The sequence below is a fragment of the Nocardiopsis sp. SBT366 genome (genome assembly GCF_001083815.1).
Taxonomy (GTDB): Bacteria; Actinomycetota; Actinomycetes; order Streptosporangiales; family Streptosporangiaceae; genus Nocardiopsis; species Nocardiopsis prasina.
This window is the reverse complement of record NZ_LAVM01000010.1, coordinates 14,833-35,632: the sequence shown is the minus strand read 5'-3', so window position 1 is coordinate 35,632 and position 20,800 is coordinate 14,833. Positions and strand designations below refer to the sequence as shown.

The following is a 20,800-nucleotide window of genomic DNA, read 5'->3' as shown; positions in this document are numbered from 1 at the left end:
CCCCGGTCTGTCCGTTTGTCGACTAGTCGGCGGGGTGGACCACCACGTAGCGGTTGGGCTCCTCGCCCTCGGACTCGCTGCGCAGCCCGGCCGCGGCGACCGCGTCGTGCACCACCTTGCGCTCGAACGGGGTCATCGGCTCCAGCGGGTGGACCTCACCGGTCTCCTTGACCTTCGTGGCGGCCTCGGCGCCGATCTGGAAGAGCACCTTGCGGCGACCGTCACGGTAACCACCGATGTCCAGCATCAGGCGGCTGCGCTCACCGGTGGCCCGGTGCACGGCCAGGCGGGTCAGCTCCTGGAGCGCCTCCAGGACCTCGCCCTCCTGACCGATCAGCTCGTCCAGGGTCGCCCCGACGACGGAGACCATCGCGCGGTCGCCCTCGACGTCCATGTCGATGTCACCGTCGAAGTCGGCGATGTCGAGCAGACCCTCGATGTAGTCCGCGGCGATGTCACCCTCGTTCTCCAGGGCCTCGACGTCGATTCCGCCCTCAGGTGCGTCAGCCACCGCCACGCCACCGCTCTCTTCCTCGCTACTTCCCACAGCGATCCCGTCTCCTCAATCCGTCAGTCCCTGGCCGCCGTACGCCTCAGGGGCATTCTCGCCTGCGCACTCGAAAGTCGTGGACGCCGACACGAAGCCGGGAGACCCTACTTGGGCCCGCCGCCGCGCTTGGAACGCGCCTGCTTCTTCGGCTGTTTGCGTTCGATCTTAGGCTGTTCCTGCGGCTCCGGAGCGGTTTCCGGAGCCTTCTTGCGGCCGAGCATGCCCTTGGCCGAACCCTTGGCGGAGGAGCCCTTGGCGGTCTCGGCCTCCGTGCCGGGCGCGGGCTGGTTCCGGTACAGGAAGTGCTGCTGCACCATCGTCCACACGTTGGAGGTGACCCAGTAGACGAGGACACCGATCGGCATCATGAGGCCGAAGAGCCCGAAGGCGGGCGCCATGTACATCATGATCTTCTGGGTCTGCATCATCGGGTTGTCAGGCTGCTGCGCGATGCTGCGCTTGATGCTCTGACGCATGGTGAGGAAGGTCGTGACGCCCATGACCACACACGCGATGGCGATGACGACCTTGGCCATGATGGGGTCGGTCGCGCCCAGGGCCCGCAGCTCGTCCGGCGGGGTGTTGAACTGGGCGGCGATCGGGGCGTGGAAGATCAGCGCCTCACGGGCGCTGTCGGCGAGTTCCTGGGTGAAGCCGAACTGCACCTTGCCCTCAGCGACGCTGCGCAGCACGCTGAACAGGGCGAAGAAGACCGGCATCTGGAGAAGCAGCGGGAGGCAGCCCATGATCGGGTTGGTGCCGCTCTCCTGGTAGAGCTTCATCGACTCCCGCTGGAGCCGCTCCTTGTCGTGCTTGTAGCGCTCCCGAAGCTTCATGATCTTCGGCTGCACTTCCTGCATCTTGCGCTGCGTGTTCATCTGCTTGACGAACAGCGGCACCATCAGCAGACGCATCAGGCAGGTCAGCAGCACGATGGACAGGCCCCACGCCCACCCGCTGTCGGGGTTCAGGCCAACGATGGTCAGACCCGAGTGGATCCAGACCAACACGTGGCCGATGATGTTGTAAAGCCAGTCCAGCACCGGCCAACTCCTCGGTGATTCGGTTCAGCTACTGGTCCCCGGAAGCGGTGCCGGTGTGCCCGGTTCCGCCCGTAGACTCCTCGGACTCCTCGTTCCGGCGCCCCTTGGGCGGCGGAACCGGATCAAGACCCCCCGGGTTGAAGGGGTGGCAGCGGGCGATACGCCTGACCGTCAACCACAACCCGCGAAGTCCCCCGTGGACGCGCAGCGCCTCGACGCCGTACGCACTGCACGAGGGGTAGAAACGACAGACCGGGGGGAAGAGCGGGCTGATGAAGCGCTGATAGCCACGGATGGGCAGGATCAACAACCGCGCGAACGACGTCGGTCTGTGCTCGGTCATTGCTTCGCCCACCGTTCTGCGCCCTGTTCAGGGCGACGGTCACCGTCTGCTTCACTCTTCGCCGACCCGACCGGTTCGGGGCGTTGGCCCCTGCGGCCGCGTCGGCGCTTGTCGGCCCCACGGGGACGCTGCGCCGCGGCGATCGCGCTGTCGAGTTGTACCGCCAGGTCCTCCTGCCGCAGGGTCGCGGCCGAGGGCTTGGCCCGCACTACCAGCAGGCTACCGTTTGGCAGAACAGCCAACCGTGAGCGCATCAGGTGGCGCAGACGCCGCTGTACGCGCTTGCGGACGACGGCTCCCCCGACGGCCTTGCTCACGACGAAACCGACGCGCGGCGGTGCCGCTGCGTCGGTCTGGTCGGGGTCGCCGGACGGTTTCCGGGGGGCGAGGTAGATGACGCCCAGGGCGTCACGCGAGGAGCGCCGACCGGAACGCATGACCGTCCCGAACTCGGCGCTGTGGCGCATCCGGTTCTCCGGCGACAACATCGGGGTTCCTCCGGGAGAGGGGTGCGGCACGGCCCCCGGCTACCGGTTCCGTGCCCCACGACAAAGGGACCGACCGGCGAGAAGGCCGGACCGGTCCCAGTGAAGACTTGAGGCTTGACGTGGCCTAGTGGCTCACGGTCAGCGCGGCGCGTCCCTTACGACGTCGCGAGGCGATGATGGCGCGACCGGCGCGCGTACGCATGCGCAGCCGGAAACCGTGGACCTTCGCGCGACGCCGGTTGTTCGGCTGAAACGTACGCTTGCTCACTACTGGCTCCAGGGGCGTGTCAGGAAAGTACTACGACAGACCCCCAGGATATGCGGGGCCTTACAGTGCGTGCGACGAGGCCGCGACTCCGTGGCGTACACGAGCGCAGGCAGGATCGTCGGCATAAGCATATAGAACATACGACCTGGTCGGGTCGTGGTCAAATCAGCCCTGCTGACCGTCCCGCGAGCGACGTCGTGGTCGGGCTCCGGCCCGTGGCGGACGCCACCGGCCACAGTCTACCCGCCTCCCTGTGGACAACCGGTTGTCCACAGCGTGTGAGACTTCCACAGGGACCGGGGTCTGTGGATAACCTCAACCTGTGGATAACTCTCCCCCGGCGCCGCCCACAGCCCCGAAGAAGTTGTGGAAAAACGCTGTACACACCCTTTGAACTGGGGATTGTGGATAACTTCCCGAAACCCACAGGCAACTGTCATCCTGTGGATAAACCTGTGGACAAGGTGTGGACAACCTCCTGAAGCTGTGGATACCCAGAGGTAGTCGAACACCTGACCGCCAACGGCCGCTCCCGTTGTCCACAGGCAGCGAACGACCGGAAAGTCCGCCCTCGAACCGGAACCCCGGCCCGGCACCTCCCTCGGGGGAGGACAATGGGAGGCACGGGACCCTCGTGGTGCCCGCTTCCCGGAAACACGCCGACCCGAAGCCCCCCGTCCCCTCACCGCCTCCAACCCGCACCGAACAGATCCGCACCGAAGGGACAGCAACCATGGCAGGTCACCTTGGCTGAAGCACAGGTCAACCTCGCAATGGTCTGGTCGAGCGTGCTGGACGGGATCGATCACGACTCGCTCCCCGCACACCAGCGTGCCTGGCTGCCGCAGACCCGCCCGCTGGGTCTGATCGAGGACACGGCGCTGATCGCGGCGCCCAACGAGTTCACCAAGAAGGTCCTGGAGACACGCCTCTACCCGGCGATCAGCAAGGCCCTCTCCGCCCACCTGGGACGGGAGATCCGGGTCGCGGTGACCGTGGACCCCACCGCCGTTCCCACGCCGCCCCCGACCCCCTCTCCCTACGGTGTGAGCAGGGACACGGGCGGGCACACGTCGCTCTCCGCCCCGCCGGAGCAGCCCCCGTTCCCCGGCCGCGCCGAGCAGCCCTCCGTCCACGAGCCCCGGGGGCAGCACGCCCGGCCGGCCGCACCGCACCCCCACGAGGCCCACCAGCGGTCCGAGCCCCCGCATCCCTCAGAGGCGCTGGGGGCCCACCCCGGGCACGCGCGCGCACAGGAGGCCCAGGCCGACCTGCTCGGCCCCGCGCCCTCCGTCCAGGGCCCCCGGCCCGACGAACGCGGCCAGGCGCCCCGCCAGCACGGCCACGCGTACACCGGTGACCAGGGCTCGCCCGCCTCGCAGCGGCCCGCCCAGGGGCCGCACTCCGCTCCCTCCGCACCGGTTCCGCACGCCACGGAGACCTCCGCGCCCCAGCAGCCGCTGCCCGCCCCCCCTGCGCAGTCCCACACGGGGCAGCAGGGGGCGTTCCACGGCACCGCGTCCGGCTGGGAGCAGCCCGCCCAGCAGCCGCTGTGGCAGCAGCAGAGCTGGGCCGACGCCTCCTGGGACGAGCCCAACCGCTGGGAGAGCCCGGCCGCGCGGGAGCCCCGCCCCGCGCCGAGGTCCGCGCCTGGGCCCGCGCACGCCAACGAACGGCCCCCGAGCGAGCCCGAGTCCGTCCCGGCCCCCGGGGAGCGGGCAGCGGAACCCGCGCCGGTCCAGGAGACCGAGCCGGAGGCGCCCGCTCCCTCGACGGCGCCCGCGGCCCCGGCCTCTCCCCCGGGCCGGTCGCAGGAGATCCCTCCCGGTGAGCACGCACGGCTGAACCCGAAGTACACCTTCGACACGTTCGTCATCGGGTCCAGCAACCGCTTCGCGCACGCGGCCTCGGTCGCGGCCGCGGAGGCTCCCGCGAAGGCGTACAACCCGCTGTTCATCCACGGCGGCTCCGGGCTGGGCAAGACCCACCTGCTGCACGCCATCGGCCACTACACGCACCGGCTGTACGAGGGATCCCGGGTGCGGTACGTGAGCTCGGAGGAGTTCACCAACGAGTTCATCAACTCGATCCGGGACGGCAAGGCGGACGGGTTCCGGCGCCGCTACCGGGACATCGACGTGCTCCTGGTGGACGACATCCAGTTCCTGGAGAACAAGGAGCAGACGCAGGAGGAGTTCTTCCACACCTTCAACACGCTCCACAACTCCGACAAGCAGATCGTCATCTCCAGCGACCGGCCGCCCAAGCAGCTGACCACGCTGGAGGACCGGATGCGTAGCCGGTTCGAGTGGGGTCTCCTGACGGACGTCCAGCCGCCCGAGCTGGAGACCCGGATCGCCATCCTTCGCAAGAAGGCCGCTCAGGAGGGTCTGGCCGCGCCGCCCGAGGTCCTGGAGTTCATCGCCAGCAAGATCTCCACCAACATCCGGGAGCTGGAGGGCGCGCTCATCCGCGTGACCGCCTTCGCCAGCCTCAACCGGCAATCGGTGGACCTGGACCTGACCGGCCAGGTTCTGCGGGACCTGGTCCCCAACGCCGAGGTCCCCGAGGTCACGGCCAGCGCGATCATGTCCCAGACCGCGGCCTACTTCGGGCTGAGCCTGGAGGACCTGTGCGGTACCTCCCGTTCCAGGGTGCTGGTGACGGCCCGGCAGATCGCCATGTACCTGTGCCGGGAGCTGACCGACCTCTCCCTGCCCAAGATCGGCCAGCAGTTCGGCCGCGACCACACCACCGTCATGCACGCCGACCGCAAGGTCCGGGCGCTCATGGCGGAGCGCCGCTCCATCTACAACCAGGTGCACGAGCTGACCAGCCGGATCAAGGACCAGCCCTCGCTGACCTGACCGGCCCGGACACGTACGACGACAGGAGGGGGCGGCCCCGCCAGCACGGCGGCCGCCCCCTCCGTCGTGTCCGAGGGGCCCCGGGAGGGCCCGTCTCCGCCTCCGGGGGCTCCGCCGCCGACGAGTCCCCCGCTCGCACGCCCGTGTCCGTGTGTCTCCCAGTCGACGTGTCACCGAGTCCACTCGTCGACGTGTCGACTTCTCTCCTTGTCCCCTGCTTCGGACCCGTCACCGGGTCCCCTCACCTCTCTCGCCCCTCCGTGCGACGGTTCCGCACTTGTCCACAGTCGCCGAGGCTCCCCCGGGAACCGCCCACACCGAGTTATCCACAGGCTTGTGTGGGTGTTGGCACCCCGGGGAGAGGTAAGTCCGTCTCGTCGCCGAGCCGCACCGTCCGTGCCGGACACGCACCGTTTCCCCTGGTTTCCAGGGCATCCGGGGTCTGTTGCCCTGGCCACAACGGAGTTCGCGGGGGGTCTGGCCTGGGCCGCGACGGAGTTCCGGGCAGGTGGTTCGACAAGGGCCTGTGGAAAACCCTGTGCACAGAGTCTTTGTCCAGGTTCGCGCGGTCTGCGTCGGGCTCCGAAAAAAAGTTTTGGGATTTCTCGGCGAAGTTATCCACAGGGAAGGGTCGAATTCTGTGGACAACCCTGTGGATAACCTGTGGACAACAGCTTCGAGCCTGTGGGTAACCCAGGGTCGCCCTGTGGACACCGTCGCCGATGGTCGGACCACCGAACCACAGGGCACTGTGGACAACTTGGGGAAAAGCTGTGGACGAACCTGTGGACGGTCTGTGGACAAGCTGTGGGGCCCTCGACTTGTCCACAGGAGGCCCGAGTTACGCACAGGGTCATCCACAGGGCCTGTGGACAAAAATTCGCGGTCTGACCTGCGAGAACAAGGGTTATCCACATTATCCACAGGCCCTACTACTACTACGCACCTTCAGTAACCAAGATGTGGCGTCAAAACAGCTTCGCGGAAAATCTGTGGACAAACGCCTGAGATCGAGGTGACGGCGGGTCAGTCCGGAGCTGGCAGCGGCAGCGGGTGAATCCGGGTAACGTGTGGTCTCGCCCCTGTCCTCCGCCGCCCGGTCTGAGCGGTGACCCCTACGGAGTCCGAGACCGCTCCGGCGGCACGGTCCGCCCTCGCTGCGGACGCCGTCCACACCCTGGGGAAACAACCCCCCGGCGGACCCACGAGACACCCACGAGCTGCAACGTTGAGGCTGCGACCGGTCCCCGGTCGGGCGGAAAGAGAGTCGGAAAGTGAAGTTCCGGGTCGAACGCGACGTACTGGCCGACGCTGTCGCCTGGACAGCGCGCACACTGCCGACGCGCCCCTCTGTACCGGTCCTCGCCGGAATCCTGCTGGACGCCGGTGAGGTCGACGACCGCCAGCGCGTCCGCCTGTCCGGCTTCGACTACGAGGTCTCGGCGCAGGTCTCGGTGGACGTCGAGATCGAGGAGCCGGGGCAGACCCTGGTCTCCGGCCGTCTCCTTGCCGAGATCACCCGCAACCTTCCTCCACAGACTGTGGAGATCTCCACGGACGGCCCGAAGGTCGTCGTGAGCTGCGGAAGCGCCAAGTTCACCCTGAACACCATGCCGGTCGAGGACTACCCGTCCCTCCCGGAGATGCCCGGCGTGAGCGTGACCATCGGCAGCGACGCGTTCGCCGCCGCCGTCAGCCAGGTCGCCGTTGCGGCCGGCCGTGACGACACGCTCCCGATGCTCACCGGCATCCGCGTCGAGATCGAGGGCGAGACCATCACCCTCGCCTCCACCGACCGCTACCGCCTCGCCGTCCGCGAGCTCAGCTGGAAGCCGGAGAACCCGGACCTGTCCGCCGTCGCGCTGGTCCCGGCCAAGACCCTCCACGACACCGCCAAGTCGCTCACCTCCGGAGCCGAGGTCGCCATCGCCCTGGCGGGCAGCGAGTCCGGCGAGGGCATGATGGGCTTCGAGGGCGGCGGCCGCCGGACCACCACGCGCCTGCTCGACGGCGAGTTCCCCAAGTACCGCGCGCTGCTGCCGGACACCTTCAACACCGTGGCCGAGGTCAGCCGCTCCGAGTTCGTCGAGGCCGTCAAGCGCGTCTCGCTGGTCGCCGAGCGCAACACCCCGCTGCGCCTGGCCTTCTCCCAGGGCGCGCTGGTCCTGGAGGCGGGCACCGGCGAGGACGCGCAGGCCGTGGAGACCCTGGAGGCGGACCTGGACGGCGAGGACATCCAGATCGCCTTCAACTCCGGGTTCCTGCTGGACGGGCTGGGCGCCATCGGCACCGACGTGGCCCGCCTGCACTTCACCACCTCGACCAAGCCCGCGATCCTCACCGGGAAGCCCGCTGAGGAGGGTGCTTCCCCCGAGTACCGCTACCTGATCATGCCGGTCCGCCTCTCCGGCTGACCGGAACGCCCGTTCCACCGACGAGCGTCCGCCGCCCGGCCCGTGCACAGCGCCACGGGCCGGTCGGCTTCCACATGTCCGCAGGTGCCCTAGGGGAGTCCACACATGCAACTCGGAATGATCGGTCTCGGCAAGATGGGCGGCAACATGGCCGCCCGCCTGCGTGAGAAGGGGCACGAGGTCGTCGGCTACGACGTCTCCCCCGGTGAGCGCGACGTCGAGACCCTGTCGGAGCTCGTCGGCCGCCTCGAAGCCCCCCGCGTGGTGTGGGTGATGGTCCCGTCCGGCGACCCGACGGCCACGATCGTCTCCGAGCTCGGCGACCTCCTCTCCGAGGGCGACATCGTCGTCGAGGGCGGCAACACCCACTACGTCGACGACGCGCCACGCGCCGAGGCGCTGGCGGCCCGGGGTGTCGGCTACGTCGACGCGGGTGTCAGCGGCGGTGTGTGGGGCCGCCAGAACGGCTACGGGATCATGGTCGGCGGCCGAGCCGAGGACGTGGAGCGCCTGCGCCCCGTTTTCGACTCCCTGACCCCCGACGACGGCGGCGGCTTCGTGCACGCCGGTGCGGTCGGCGCGGGCCACTTCGTGAAGATGGTCCACAACGGCATCGAGTACGGCATGATGCAGTCCTTCGCCGAGGGCTACGAGCTGATGGTCGCCTCCGGGATCGTCAAGGACGTCCCGGGTACCTTCGAGAGCTGGCGTGAGGGCACCGTCGTGCGCTCCTGGCTGTTGGACCTGCTGGGCCGCGCCCTGGAGGAGGACCCGGACCTGTCCGAGCTGCGCGGGTACGTGCAGGACTCCGGCGAGGGCCGCTGGACCGTCCAGGCCGCCGTGGACCTCGCGGTCCCCGCCCCGGCGATCACCGCGTCCCTCTTCGCGCGGTTCGCGTCCCGTCAGGACGACAGCGAGGCCATGAAGGTCGTGGCCGCCCTGCGCAACCAGTTCGGCGGGCACGCCGTCACCAAGGCCGGGCCCAAGGACTCCGAGCAGGGCTGACCGCGCCCGCTCCGCCACCCGGGGTCGGTCCGGGACACCGGACCGACCCCGGGTGGCGTTTCCACTCGGACCCTCCCCACCGTTTCCCGCTCCCCCGTTCCAGGAGGAAGGCCGGATGTACGTCGCCCACCTGCAACTGGCCGATTTCCGCTCCTACGAGACGGCCCAGTTGCGACTCGAACCCGGCGTGAGCGTGTTCGTCGGGTCCAACGGTCAGGGCAAGACCAACCTCGTCGAGGCGATCGGGTACGTCGCCACCCTCGGCAGCCACCGGGTCTCCTCGGACACCCCCCTGGTCCGCCAGGGTGCTCCGCGCGCCATCGTCAGCGCCAAGGTCGTCCGTGACGGCCGGGACATGCTGGTCGACCTGGAGATCAACCCGGGCCGCGCCAACCGCGCCAGGGTCAACCGTGGGGCTGCCGGGCGCCCCCGCGACGTGCTGGGCATCCTGCGGACGGTGCTCTTCGCCCCCGAGGACCTGGCCCTGGTCAAGGGCGACCCCGGGGAGCGGCGCCGGTTCCTCGACGACCTCCTGGTGGCGCGCGCTCCCCGGATGGCGGGGGTGCGCTCGGACTACGAGCGGGTGCTCAAGCAGCGCAACGCCCTGCTGAAGTCGGCCTCGGCGCGGCTGCGTCAGCGGGCCACCCCGGACCTGAGCACGCTGGAGGTCTGGGACTCCCACCTGGCCGAGACCGGGGCGGAGCTTCTGGCGGCGCGACTGGCGCTGGTGGAGGAGCTGCGTCCGCTGATCGCGCACTCGTACGCGGGGCTTACCGACTCCGGTGGCCCGGCCGTGCCCACCTACCGGAGCTCCTGGATCGAGGAGGGCGGAGAACTCCCGCACGATCGCCCACAGCTCGTGGACCTCCTGCGCGAGGCCATGGAGCGAACGCGTGACCGGGAGCTCCAGCGGGGCGTCAGCCTGGTCGGCCCGCACCGCGACGACCTGCACCTCCAGCTCGGTGACCTGCCCGCCAAGGGGTACGCCAGCCAGGGTGAGTCGTGGTCGTACGCCCTGTCGCTCAAGCTGGCCGCGTTCGAGCTGCTGCGGGCCGACGGTGACGACCCGGTCCTCATCCTGGACGACGTCTTCGCCGAACTGGACTCCGAGCGCCGCCGCAGGCTGACCGAGCGGGTGCGCGACACCGAGCAGGTACTGGTGACGGCGGCGGTCGCCGAGGACATCCCGGTGGAGCTGGACGGTGCGCGGTTCGGCGTGCGTGAGGGGGTGGTCGAGAGTGCGTGAGGGTTCTCCACAGCCTGTGGATCCCGCCTCCGGCCGTGACGTCGCCGGGGCTCCGTCCGGCGCGGTTCGTCCACACCCTGTGGACAACGGTTCGCCGACCGCGCCGCAGGCCCCCCCGGTCCCTGACACTCCCCCGGCCTCCGGCGCCGACCTGGCGCGCCAGGCTCTGGCCCGGGCTCGCGCGGAGGCCCGCGAGCGCGGCGCCGTCCCCCGGGGCATGAACCGGAACCGCAGGCGTGGCCGGTTGCGGTCACGAAACGAGCCGCAGTTGTTCGGCGACGCGGTGCGCACCTGGCTGATCGAACACGGCTGGCAGGAACAGGTCGCCATCGGCGGCGTGTTCGGCCGCTGGGCGGACATCGTTGGTGATTTCAATGCCGAACACCTGCGGCCGGAGAGTTATTCGGAAGGCGAACTCGTTGTCGTCGCCGATTCACCGACGATGGCGGCCCACGCGCGAGCGATGGTTCGGGACCTGATGCGCCGCCTGAACGAGGAACTCGGCGACGGCACGGTCATCGCGATCAAGGTCAAGGGGCCGGGTTTTCGTCGACGGTGACACCGTCCGGATTGCCCCCTGTTGCCCTCGGCACGTCTGTGACCTGGGAGTCCCGCGCGGTACACCGACGTCCGCTCCGACGCGCGCTCCCCGGGTGCGAGACCCCTTCCCTCCAGTGGCGTCGTACCGGGCAGGCGCGGAGGCCTTGCGAAGGCCACTCAACCGCGCCGGGACTTGCGCAAGGGGTCTCCCGCGTGTAGGGACTCGGCTCCCGCCCCGAACGTTCGTTCTGGAGCGGCACAGGGCCGCCAATGCCACTTTGTCGCACCGGGCGGGGTATCATGGAGACGGTTCTTCAGACGCCTGTAGCCGGTATCACGCTCCCATGTAGAGGGTGGGCGGACGGCCCGTGCGGCGAACGGTGATCCCCCAGGTGTCGCGGCAAGTCGGCCCTCCGATCACCCTGTCGTGGGTTGACCGTCGTCCGCTCGACCGCTGCCGACAGGCGTCCCCAGCAGGAGGGTGTTCCCACTTGGCCTACGACGCAGGATCAATCACGGTTCTCGAAGGGCTCGAGGCAGTACGCAAGCGCCCGGGTATGTACATCGGCTCCACCGGCGAGCGGGGTCTGCATCACCTGGTCTACGAGGTGGTCGACAACTCTGTCGACGAGGCCCTGGCGGGCTATGCCGACGCCATCGAGGTGACGCTGCTCGCCGACGGCGGGATCAGGGTGGCCGACAACGGCCGCGGCATCCCGGTCGGCATCCACCCGGTGGAGAAGCGTCCGGCCGTGGAGGTCGTCCTCACCACGCTGCACGCGGGTGGCAAGTTCGACGGAAAGTCCTACGCGGTCTCCGGCGGTCTGCACGGTGTCGGCATCTCCGTCGTCAACGCGCTCTCCACGGCACTGGACGTGGAGATCCGCCAGCAGGGTCACGTCTGGCGCCAGCACTACGAGATGACCGCCCCCACGGGCGACCTCGTCAAGGGCGAGGCGACCGACGACACCGGTACCCAGATCACCTTCTGGGCCGACGCGGACATCTTCGAGACCACCACGTTCTCGTTCGAGACGCTCGCCCGCCGGATGCAGGAGATGGCCTTCCTCAACAAGGGGCTGTCCATCACCATCCGCGACGAGCGGCCCGACCACACGGACGAAGGTCCCGTGGTCAACACCTTCCACTACGAGGAGGGTCTGTCGGACTACGTCCGGCACATCAACGCCAAGAAGGAGCCGGCGCACGCGTCGATCATCTCCTTCGAGGAGGACGGCGAGGGCATCGCGGTCGAGATCGCCATGCAGTGGAACCAGTCCTACACCTCGTCCGTGCACACCTTCGCCAACACCATCAACACGGCGGAGGGCGGCACGCACGAGGAGGGTTTCCGCTCCGCGCTCACCACGCTGGTCAACCGGTACGCCCGGGACCAGAAGCTGTTGCGCGAGAAGGAGGACAACCTCACCGGTGACGACATCCGTGAGGGCCTGACCGCGATCATCTCGGTCAAGCTCGCGGACCCGCAGTTCGAGGGCCAGACCAAGACGAAGCTCGGCAACACCGAGGCCAAGTCCTTCGTCCAGAAGGTCACCAACGAGCACCTGCGCGACTGGTTCGAGCGCAACCCCGGCGAGGCCAAGGACATCGTGTCCAAGGCCAGCCAGGCCGCCCGCGCCCGCGTGGCCGCCCGCCAGGCTCGCGACCTGACCCGCCGCAAGACCCTCCTCGAGACCACCTCCCTCCCGGGCAAGCTGTCGGACTGCCAGTCCACCAAGCCGGAGGAGTGCGAGGTCTACATCGTCGAGGGTGACTCGGCCGGTGGCTCCGCCAAGGGTGGTCGCAACCCGCACAACCAGGCCATCCTGCCCATCCGCGGCAAGATCCTGAACGTCGAGAAGTCGCGGATCGACCGCATCCTCAAGAACAACGAGGTCCAGGCGATCATCACCGCCCTGGGCACCGGAATCCACGAGGAGTTCGACGCCGAGAAGCTGCGGTACCACAAGATCATCCTGATGGCCGACGCCGACGTCGACGGCCAGCACATCAGGACGCTGCTGCTCACCCTGCTGTTCCGCTTCATGAAGCCGCTGGTCGAGGCCGGGAACGTCTACCTGGCCCGCCCGCCGCTCTACAAGATCAAGTGGGACCAGAAGGGCAGCGACGCCAGCTACGCCTTCTCCGACGCCGAGCGCGACCGGGTCATCGAGGCCGGGATCGCCGATGGCAAGAGGGACCCGCGCCCGCGCGACATGGTGCAGCGCTTCAAGGGTCTGGGCGAGATGAACGCCAACGAGCTGTGGGACACCACGATGGACCCGGACCGCCGTGTTCTCGACCAGGTCAACCTGGAGGACGCGGCCCAGGCCGACGAGATGTTCAGCGTGCTCATGGGTGAGGACGTCGAGTCGCGGCGCGCCTTCATCCAGCGCAACGCCAGGGACGTCCGCTTCCTGGACATCTAGGTCCCCCGCTCCCACCCGTGCTCCAGCAAGCTTCGTAGAAGGGATCGACATCCGTGACGGATGCGAACAACCCCGACGCCCCTGAGGGCGGGGACTCCAGTGTCGAGTCCCTGTCGCGCGTGACCGACCGGATCGAACCCGTCGACATCCAGGTCGAGATGCAGCGCAGCTACCTCGACTACGCGATGTCGGTCATCGTCGGCCGGGCCCTCCCCGACGTCCGTGACGGCCTCAAGCCGGTCCACCAGCGCGTGCTGTACGCGATGTACGACGGCGGGTACCGTCCCGACCGCGGTTACTTCAAGTGCGCCCGCGTCGTCGGTGACGTGATGGGTAACTACCACCCGCACGGTGACAGCGCCATCTACGACACCCTGGTCCGCCTGGCCCAGTGGTGGTCGATGCGGATGCCGCTGGTCGACCCGAACGGCAACTTCGGCTCGCCGGGCAACGACCCGGCCGCCGCCATGCGCTACACCGAGTGCAAGCTCGCACCGCTGGCCATGGAGATGCTCCGGGACATCGACAAGGAGACCGTCGACTTCCGGCCCAACTACGACGGCCGCTCCTCCGAGCCCGTCGTGCTGCCCGCCCGCTTCCCGAACCTGCTGGTCAACGGCTCCTCGGGGATCGCGGTCGGCATGGCCACCAACATCCCGCCGCACAACCTGCGCGAGGTCGCCGACGGCGTCAACTGGTACCTCGACAACCCCGAGGTCGAGGACGAGGAGCTGCTCGACCAGCTCATCGCCCGGGTCAAGGGCCCCGACTTCCCCACGCGCGGACTCATCGTGGGCAAGCGCGGGATCGAGGAGGCCTACCGGACCGGGCGCGGCTCCATCACCATGCGCGCCGTGGTCGAGGTCGAGGAGGACGGCCGGGGCCGCCAGACCCTGGTCATCACCGAGCTGCCCTACCAGGTCAACCCGGACAACCTCGCCCTGAAGATCGCCGACCTCGTCAAGGACGGCAAGATCACCGGCATCGCCGACGTGCGCGACGAGAGCAGCGGCCGCACCGGTCAGCGCCTGGTCATCGTGCTCAAGCGCGACGCCGTCGCCAAGGTCGTGCTGAACAACCTGTACAAGCACACCCAGCTCCAGGAGACCTTCGGCGCGAACATGCTGGCCCTGGTCGACGGGGTGCCGCGCACCCTGCGCCTGGACCAGATGATCCGCCACTGGGTCAAGCACCAGGTCGAGGTCATCGTCCGCCGGACGAAGTACCTGCTGCGCAAGGCCGAGGAGCGGGCGCACATCCTGCGTGCCCTGCTCCGGGCGATGGACCGGATCGACGAGGTCATCGCCCTCATCCGGGGCAGCGCCTCGGCCGACGACGCGCGCACCGGCCTGATGGGCCTGCTGGAGATCGACGACATCCAGGCGCGCGCCATCCTCGACATGCAGCTGCGCAAGCTCGCCGCGCTGGAGCGCAACGCTCTGACCGCCGAGTACGACGAGCTGATGGCGCTCATCACCGACTACAACGACATCCTCTCCTCGGACCCCCGCCAGCGGACCATCATCCGCGATGAGCTGGGCGAGATCGTCGACAAGTACGGCGACGAGCGGCGCACGCACATCATCCCGTTCGAGGGTGACATGCGCATGGAGGACTTCATCGCCGAGGAGGACGTGGTCGTCACGATCTCCCGCGGTGGGTACGCCAAGCGCACCCGCATCGACAACTACCGTGCGCAGAAGCGCGGCGGCAAGGGCGTGCGGGGTGCCCAGCTCAAGCAGGACGACATCGTCCAGCACTTCTTCGTCACCACCACCCACCACTGGATCCTGTGCTTCACGAACCAGGGCCGGGTGTACCGGACGAAGGCCTACGAGCTGCCGGAGGCCGCTCGTGACGCCCGTGGCCAGCACGTCGCCAACCTGCTGCCCTTCCAGCCGGGTGAGGAGATCGCGCAGATCATGGCGCTGCGCGACTACGAGGCGGCGCCGTACCTGGTGCTGGCCACCCGCGAGGGCCTGGTGAAGAAGTCGCGCCTGGAGGACTTCGACTCCGCGCGCGCGGCGGGCATCATCGCGATCAACCTCCGCGAGGAGGACGAGCTGATCGCGGCGCGCCTGGTCTTCCCCGACGACGACCTGCTGCTGATCTCCAGCGACGCCCAGGCGATCCGCTTCCCGGCCTCCGACGAGTCGCTGCGGCCCATGGGCCGCGCCACCAGCGGTGTGATCGGCATGCGGTTCCTGGAGGGCGACTACCTGCTCTCCATGGACGTCATCCGCCCCGACGACGGTTCCACCGACGTGCTGGTCACGACCGAGAACGGGTACGCCAAGCGGACCCCCTCGGAGCAGTACCCGGTGCAGAACCGCGGTGGCAAGGGCGTGCTGACCGCCAAGGTCGTGGAGGCCAGGGGCAAGCTGGTCGGTGCCCTCATGGTGGACCCGGAGGTGGACGAGATCTTCGCGATCACCTCCGCCGGCGGGGTCATCCGCACCGGCGCCGCCGAGGTGAAGCGCTCCGGGCGCACCACCATGGGTGTCCGGCTGATGAACCTGGACAAGGGCAACAAGATCGTGGCCGTCGCCGCGAACGCCGAGGCCGCTGAGGAGGCCGAGGCCGAGGAGGTCGCCGACGCCGTCGAGGCCGCCAACGCCGACACGGGCGAGCGGGTCGCGGGTGAAGGCAACCCCGAGGCCTAGACTGCGCGTTAAGCCCAGTACGTCCCGTGGGGTGCGTTTCGGCGGCCCCGCGGGACACATGGATCGACTCGTCTCAACGAAAGTCCAGCGGTAACGTTTCTATGTCTGAGAACCAGCGGAACACCACCAGCAACGAGTCCGACGCGGCTGCCACCGCCGGTGACGCGGACGTGGAGACGGCGGGAGCGACCGCTGAGGACTCCTCGGAGGCCGTGACCCCGGAGCCGGAGGCAACCGAGTCGCGTGCCGAGCCCGAGGAGGAGTCCACTCCCGCGGGCCCGAGCGCGGTCAAGGCGACCCTGGCGAGCCGCAAGGCCCACCTGACCGTCTCCCGCGTGGAGCCGTGGTCGGTCATGAAGTTCGCCTTCGTGGTCTCCCTCGTCTGTTTCATCATCCTGTTCGTCGCGGTCGCGGTGATCTACGCGACGCTGTCGATGCTGGGTGTGTTCGACGAACTGACCAACATGATCAACGCCCTCCTGGAGGGTGACGGCGGAGAGGACGAGTTGGGCCTCAACCCGGCCGCCTGGTTCTCCCCGGGCCGCGTGCTCGGCTACACGGGTGTGATCGGCGCGCTGAACGTCGTGCTGATCACGGCCCTGTCCACGGTGGGCGCGATGCTCTACAACCTGGTCTCCGACCTGGTCGGTGGCGTCGACGTCACGCTCTCCGAGGCCGAGTAGCCCTCCGTCTCGGGCCGGGCCCGGTCCCTCTCCGAGGGGCCGGGCCCGACCCGTCCAGAGCACTCCCGAAACCCGCTAAAATCGAAGGTGAAGAGGGACGCGGCAGGGCCGCGCACCTCCTCTCCACCCGAGGTTTCCGGTTCGCTCCGCCCCTCGGGATGCGGTAGAGTTCCACACGGAACGCGGGCGTATAGCTCAGTCGGTTAGAGCGCATCCCTGATAAGGATGAGGCCCCAGGTTCAAGTCCTGGTACGCCCACCCAGCGAAAAGACTCCCTTCGGGGGGTCTTTTTTCATGCCCTGAGTGGACACGGACCTCCCACGACCAAGCGGACTGGCCGGGGTCGCCCGGGCGCTTTGTCGACACCACGCCGAGTCGCCATGTCGACTCGTGCCGCCCGGTGGGAGTGGCGGCGGATCCGGTCGCGGAACCCGTCCAGGGGCCTTGGTCCCTCCCGGCGGGGAGGTGGCCACAATCGGCCCCGGTCTTGCGTTCTCACCCGAGTGGTCATCCATGCAGCTCAGGGCGAAGACGCGAGACAGATGAGCTCATCCCTCACCTGTGTTCCGATGAGTACGGTCGGCGTAACCCCTGCCCCCCACCCCCCGGGAATCCCATGTCCGACGAAGCCGGCGTGAGTGTCGACGCCCTCCCCCAGGCGGAAGCGGCCGAACTGCTCGCCGAGACCATGGCCCTCCTCGGTGGCAGGTTCGAAACGATCCTGGAGAGCCTGCGCGGCCCGGTGTCCTCCTACGTGACCTCGGGCCTGTCCACCTACGGGGACAACACCCTGGAGGACATCCAGGCGACGGCCCGTAGCGGTATCGCGCTCGCGCAGAACGTCCAGGGATCGGTCCTGGAGATCGCCGCCACGGACTCCGAGAACGCGGACGAGTTCCGAGAGGGGCTCGAAGAACTCGACATCCCGATCAACTTCTGACCCCCTGAGAGAAGTCCCCCATGACCAGTGTCGAGGACATGACCCTCGGTCTGCCGGACACGATCGAGGCCGACCCTCCGACGATCCGCTCGGGCGCCGAAGAGCTCGATGAACTGCACGCGGACATGCTGGGCCAGTCGGGCGACACCGACAGCCAGATGCGTTCCTCCGCGAACCAGTTCACCGACCGCATCGCCTGGGACATCAGCTCCGCCTCCGCCGACGAGCTCATGGCGTGGGAGGAGGCCTCCAAGGCCCTCACCTACGGCGCCGGGATCCTGCGGCTGTGGGCCGGGGACATCGACACCTACCTCACCGACCGTGCCGACATCGTGCAACGCTGGCAACAGGCCAAGGCCGACATCCAGGCACTCAGGGGCATGGGCTCCGAATACGTCATCGGTCAGGCGGTTCTGGAGCTGTTCGGCGGCGAGACCGAGGCCGATCGGCTGGCGGTCACTCGCGAGGAACTGCGCTCGGAGCACGCCGGTATCTGGGGCACTCTGATGACCCGCGCCGAACGGACCAAGATCGAGCTGCGCACCGGGCCCAGCAAGGAGACCCTGGAGCGCATGGTCGAGGCGGGGCTGCTCACGGCCGGGCAGATCGCCACCTACGGGGACCACTACCCCGCGATGGTGCCGGACGAGATCGACGGCAGCGAACCGCCCCACCTGGTCAACGCCTGGTGGGACTCCCTGTCCGAAGAAGAGCGTGAACAGGCCATGGCCGACGACCCCGACCTCCTCCGGGAACTGGACGGCATCCCCGCCGACGTACGCGACCAGCTCAACCGCGACCACCTGGCAGAGGAACCCGACAGGATCGACACCGAGATCGACGACCTCAGGGAGGAGCGGGAAGCCCTGAGCAACGGCCCCGGCCACGACGGACAACGACGGATCCTGGACAATCAGATCGAGGAGCTGGAGGCCGAGAAGGGCGTCGTCGAGACACTGCTCAACGACCTCGGGGACAGCTCGGTCGACACCGGCCAGTACCTGTTGGCCTTCGAGAGGGGGGACAACGGACGCGCCATCGTCTCCCACGGCAACCCCGACACCGCGGACAACGTCGCGACGATGGTTCCCGGGACCACGAACACCTGGGAGAACGTGAACGGTCGATCGGGTAACGCTGCGGACATCGCGGACGAGGCCAACCGATTGAGCGAGTCCGAGCAGACGGCGGTCATCAGTTGGATCGGCTACGACGCACCGTCGGTGACCGAAGCCGTGTCCGAGGATCGTGCCGAGGGCGCGGTCGACGAACTGAGTCGCTTCCAGACCGGGCTCCGTGCCACCCACGAGGGGGCCTCGCCCTCGCACAACACGGTCATCGGGCACAGCTACGGCAGCACCGTGGTCGGGCACACTGCCATGAGCGAGCAGGGCCTGGACGCCGACCAGATCGCCTTCGTCGGAAGCCCCGGCGTCAAGGCCCAACACGTCTCCGAACTCGGGTTCCTCCCGGAGGACGTCCACGTCTCCACGGCCGAGAACGACAAGATCAACGACCTGACCCCTGACTTCATCCACGGCCCCGACCCGTTCGCGGAGGAGTTCGGAGCCACCACCTTCGAGTCCAACGAGGGGTCCACGGGCGGATCGTTCCCGTTCGGACCCGCGCACTCGGAGTACTACGACCCGCCCCAGGAGTCCGGCAACGACGCGAGCGGCAAGTCCGTCGAATACTTGGGAGAATTCGTTCGAGGCGTCCTCTGACCCGCCGCGAGCGCCGATGGAGAACCAGGAACGGAATGACGAACTGGAAGACTGTGGCCGCTTTCTCCGTACTCGCCTTCACGGTGGCGGGCTGCGGATCCGCACCCGAGACCGAAGCCACACCCGACCCCGTTGCGGAGGACCTGATCAACGAGGACGAGGCCGTTGAGAAGATCGACGAGCACATCAACGACGCGGTGGCCGTACTCCCCGGGGACGTCCGGTTGGAGCCCCTGGGACAACCGAACTTCGGTGGCTGTGAGGGCGGCGGCGAGAACGAGCCCGTCTCCGCCAGCCACATCTACTGGCTTCGCGACCTCGATCCCGAAGACAACGATGCCAACGCCGAGGCACTGCACCAGTACTGGTCCGACAACGGGTACGAGGTCACGAGTGACCGACGTCCCGACAAGCTCTCGATCTCGGTGCGCAACGTCGAGGACGGGTTCGGGATGACCCTGCGTGTGAGTGACGAGGGCACTCTCTCCGTGGGAGCCTCCTCGCCCTGTTTCCACCCCGAAGAGAGGTCGTGAGACCTGCCGCCCGCCCCATTGGGGCCTGGTGAGCGTTCCTGACATCCTTCCCGGCACCGGGGACACCTCTGCTCCCCCGAGGGGACGGACGGGGGCGGAGCGCACCGCCAGCTCCAAACGGCGTTGTACCGTGAGGGCCCCGCACGGCGATCACCGACATCAAGACCTGGCCGGATACGCTCCGCCTGCCTTTGCGAGGGAAACGGACCAGCGGTGCGACGTCGCTCGGTTCGACCCACGGGACCCGAGCGGCAGCCTTCTCTGCTGCGCGCCCGCCGCCGTCCGCTCGTCACTCGCGTAGCCCCTGGCCTTCTCCCCAAACCGCTGCCCCCGGCGGCCAGGGGACGACCCGCAGGGGTCTCAGCGGCGTTGGCGCCGCGCTGCGGCCAGCGCGAGGGTGCCAGCGCCCATGCACACGCCACCGACGAGCAGGGCCCCCGCACCGGACCAGAAGTTCACGAGGATCGCGCCGATCGCGCCTCCGGCTCCCATGGAGACCACCGCACCGGCGCGGCGCACCCACTTCTCCCCCGTGCCACCGGCCAGCGGACTGTCCAGGGCGAAGTTCACCAGCGTGCTCGTGATGACCACCGTGTTGACGTCGGGGATCGCCGCGCCCCGGGCGGCGACCGCCTGTATGCCCATCGCCACCGCGAGGAACGCGGTCAGGCCCAGGAGCCATCCGCCCGTGAGACCGCCCAGCAGGAGCCAGGCGAGGCCGATCCCCACGACCGCGACCGAGGTACCGGTGAGCAGCAGCAGGTGGGCGGTCGGTAGTCGCGTCTCGTGCGTCCGGCCGCGCACGAGGCGTCCGGCGGCGATGGCGCCGGCGAGGAACCCGGCGAGGGCGGTCGCGTTGCTCAGCAGGGGAACACTGTCGGATCCGCCGATCCCGAACCCCACGAAGAGCACGTTCCCGGTCATGTTGCCGGTGAAGACGTAGTCCAGTGCGAGGTAGCTGACCGCGTCCACGATTCCGGTGGCCACGGTCAGCGCGAACAGGCCCACCAGGTAGGGAGCGTCCCGATCCGTCATCAGCCCGCGTTTCGTCAGTCGAACGTTCG

General features: G+C 68.6%; 17 protein-coding genes and 1 tRNA gene. 12 read left to right on the top strand and 6 right to left on the bottom strand.

Going from position 1 to position 20,800, the window contains the following annotated elements; all coding sequences use genetic code 11:
- Window positions 1-22: 22 nt before the first annotated feature.
- From ADX84_RS04745 to rpmH, 5 genes are all read right to left on the bottom strand, one after another.
- Window positions 23-511, bottom strand: a complete 489-nt coding sequence (locus tag ADX84_RS04745; RefSeq protein ID WP_017545704.1) for a R3H domain-containing nucleic acid-binding protein — start codon at window positions 509-511, stop codon at window positions 23-25.
- A gap of 143 nt (window positions 512-654) precedes the next feature.
- Window positions 655-1,593 (bottom strand): membrane protein insertase YidC, encoded by a 939-nt coding sequence (gene yidC / locus ADX84_RS04740; protein WP_049568100.1) that lies wholly within the window; start codon window positions 1,591-1,593, stop codon window positions 655-657.
- A 28-nt stretch (window positions 1,594-1,621) separates the two neighbouring features.
- A complete protein-coding gene (gene yidD / locus ADX84_RS04735; RefSeq protein ID WP_017545702.1) occupies window positions 1,622-1,936 on the bottom strand; it encodes a membrane protein insertion efficiency factor YidD in 315 nt (104 codons plus the stop codon).
- Window positions 1,933-2,424 (bottom strand): ribonuclease P protein component, encoded by a 492-nt coding sequence (gene rnpA / locus ADX84_RS04730; RefSeq protein WP_049568097.1) that lies wholly within the window; start codon window positions 2,422-2,424, stop codon window positions 1,933-1,935. Before rnpA ends, yidD begins: the two co-directional genes overlap by 4 nt.
- A 124-nt stretch (window positions 2,425-2,548) precedes the next feature.
- A complete protein-coding gene (gene rpmH, locus ADX84_RS25275) occupies window positions 2,549-2,692 on the bottom strand; it encodes a 50S ribosomal protein L34 (RefSeq protein WP_014909187.1) in 144 nt (47 codons plus the stop codon).
- A gap of 614 nt (window positions 2,693-3,306) precedes the next feature.
- Between rpmH and dnaA the strand changes: the two genes are divergently transcribed.
- The 12 genes from dnaA (at window position 3,307) to ADX84_RS04670 (ending at window position 19,736) form a co-directional block, all read left to right on the top strand.
- Window positions 3,307-5,559 carry a chromosomal replication initiator protein DnaA gene (gene dnaA / locus ADX84_RS04725; RefSeq protein WP_255352547.1) on the top strand — a complete coding sequence of 751 codons (2,253 nt, stop codon included), beginning with the start codon at window positions 3,307-3,309 and terminating at the stop codon, window positions 5,557-5,559.
- Between the two features lie 1,274 nt (window positions 5,560-6,833).
- Window positions 6,834-7,973: a DNA polymerase III subunit beta gene (dnaN, locus tag ADX84_RS04720; RefSeq protein WP_049568092.1), complete on the top strand. Its 1,140-nt coding sequence runs from the start codon at window positions 6,834-6,836 to the stop codon at window positions 7,971-7,973.
- Window positions 7,974-8,078: 105 nt separating this feature from the next.
- A complete protein-coding gene (gene gnd, locus ADX84_RS04715; protein ID WP_049568090.1) occupies window positions 8,079-8,978 on the top strand; it encodes a phosphogluconate dehydrogenase (NAD(+)-dependent, decarboxylating) in 900 nt (299 codons plus the stop codon).
- 115 nt (window positions 8,979-9,093) lie between these two features.
- Window positions 9,094-10,224, top strand: coding sequence for a DNA replication/repair protein RecF (gene recF, locus ADX84_RS04710; RefSeq protein WP_049568087.1), 1,131 nt, complete (start codon window positions 9,094-9,096; stop codon window positions 10,222-10,224).
- A 79-nt stretch (window positions 10,225-10,303) separates the two neighbouring features.
- Window positions 10,304-10,783: a DUF721 domain-containing protein gene (locus ADX84_RS04705; RefSeq protein WP_017545697.1), complete on the top strand. Its 480-nt coding sequence runs from the start codon at window positions 10,304-10,306 to the stop codon at window positions 10,781-10,783.
- Between the two features lie 472 nt (window positions 10,784-11,255).
- Window positions 11,256-13,193, top strand: coding sequence for a DNA topoisomerase (ATP-hydrolyzing) subunit B (gene gyrB / locus ADX84_RS04700; protein ID WP_082206293.1), 1,938 nt, complete (start codon window positions 11,256-11,258; stop codon window positions 13,191-13,193).
- Between the two features lie 53 nt (window positions 13,194-13,246).
- Entirely contained in the window at window positions 13,247-15,856 is a 2,610-nt protein-coding gene (gyrA, locus tag ADX84_RS04695) for a DNA gyrase subunit A (RefSeq protein ID WP_049568079.1), read from the top strand.
- 101 nt (window positions 15,857-15,957) lie between these two features.
- The gene (locus tag ADX84_RS04690; RefSeq protein ID WP_049568076.1) at window positions 15,958-16,539 is read left to right on the top strand and encodes a DUF3566 domain-containing protein; all 582 of its coding nucleotides are present in this window, start codon (window positions 15,958-15,960) and stop codon (window positions 16,537-16,539) included.
- A gap of 184 nt (window positions 16,540-16,723) precedes the next feature.
- Window positions 16,724-16,797 (top strand) — tRNA-Ile (locus ADX84_RS04685).
- 358 nt (window positions 16,798-17,155) lie between these two features.
- Complete coding sequence (locus ADX84_RS04680; RefSeq protein ID WP_017545693.1) at window positions 17,156-17,479, top strand: hypothetical protein; 324 nt, start codon at window positions 17,156-17,158, stop codon at window positions 17,477-17,479.
- 20 nt (window positions 17,480-17,499) lie between these two features.
- Complete coding sequence (locus tag ADX84_RS04675; RefSeq protein ID WP_049568073.1) at window positions 17,500-19,203, top strand: alpha/beta hydrolase; 1,704 nt, start codon at window positions 17,500-17,502, stop codon at window positions 19,201-19,203.
- Window positions 19,204-19,238: 35 nt separating this feature from the next.
- Entirely contained in the window at window positions 19,239-19,736 is a 498-nt protein-coding gene (locus ADX84_RS04670) for a hypothetical protein (protein ID WP_049568070.1), read from the top strand.
- A 360-nt stretch (window positions 19,737-20,096) separates the two neighbouring features.
- Here the strand turns inward: ADX84_RS04670 and ADX84_RS04665 are convergent, their stop codons facing one another.
- Window positions 20,097-20,771, bottom strand: coding sequence for a YoaK family protein (locus ADX84_RS04665; RefSeq protein WP_049568066.1), 675 nt, complete (start codon window positions 20,769-20,771; stop codon window positions 20,097-20,099).
- Window positions 20,772-20,800: the final 29 nt, after the last annotated feature.

What these genes read in the sequence shown, in the direction of transcription:
- yidD (WP_017545702.1), bottom strand. Translation starts at nt 1,936, where the DNA reads ATGACCGAGCACAGACCGACGTCGTTCGCGCGGTTGTTGATCCTGCCC.
- rnpA (WP_049568097.1), bottom strand. Translation starts at nt 2,424, where the DNA reads ATGTTGTCGCCGGAGAACCGGATGCGCCACAGCGCCGAGTTCGGGACG.
- dnaA (WP_255352547.1), top strand. Translation starts at nt 3,307, where the DNA reads ATGGGAGGCACGGGACCCTCGTGGTGCCCGCTTCCCGGAAACACGCCG.
- gnd (WP_049568090.1), top strand. Translation starts at nt 8,079, where the DNA reads ATGCAACTCGGAATGATCGGTCTCGGCAAGATGGGCGGCAACATGGCC.
- recF (WP_049568087.1), top strand. Translation starts at nt 9,094, where the DNA reads ATGTACGTCGCCCACCTGCAACTGGCCGATTTCCGCTCCTACGAGACG.
- ADX84_RS04690 (WP_049568076.1), top strand. Translation starts at nt 15,958, where the DNA reads ATGTCTGAGAACCAGCGGAACACCACCAGCAACGAGTCCGACGCGGCT.
- ADX84_RS04680 (WP_017545693.1), top strand. Translation starts at nt 17,156, where the DNA reads ATGTCCGACGAAGCCGGCGTGAGTGTCGACGCCCTCCCCCAGGCGGAA.
- ADX84_RS04675 (WP_049568073.1), top strand. Translation starts at nt 17,500, where the DNA reads ATGACCAGTGTCGAGGACATGACCCTCGGTCTGCCGGACACGATCGAG.
- ADX84_RS04670 (WP_049568070.1), top strand. Translation starts at nt 19,239, where the DNA reads ATGACGAACTGGAAGACTGTGGCCGCTTTCTCCGTACTCGCCTTCACG.
- ADX84_RS04665 (WP_049568066.1), bottom strand. Translation starts at nt 20,771, where the DNA reads ATGACGGATCGGGACGCTCCCTACCTGGTGGGCCTGTTCGCGCTGACC.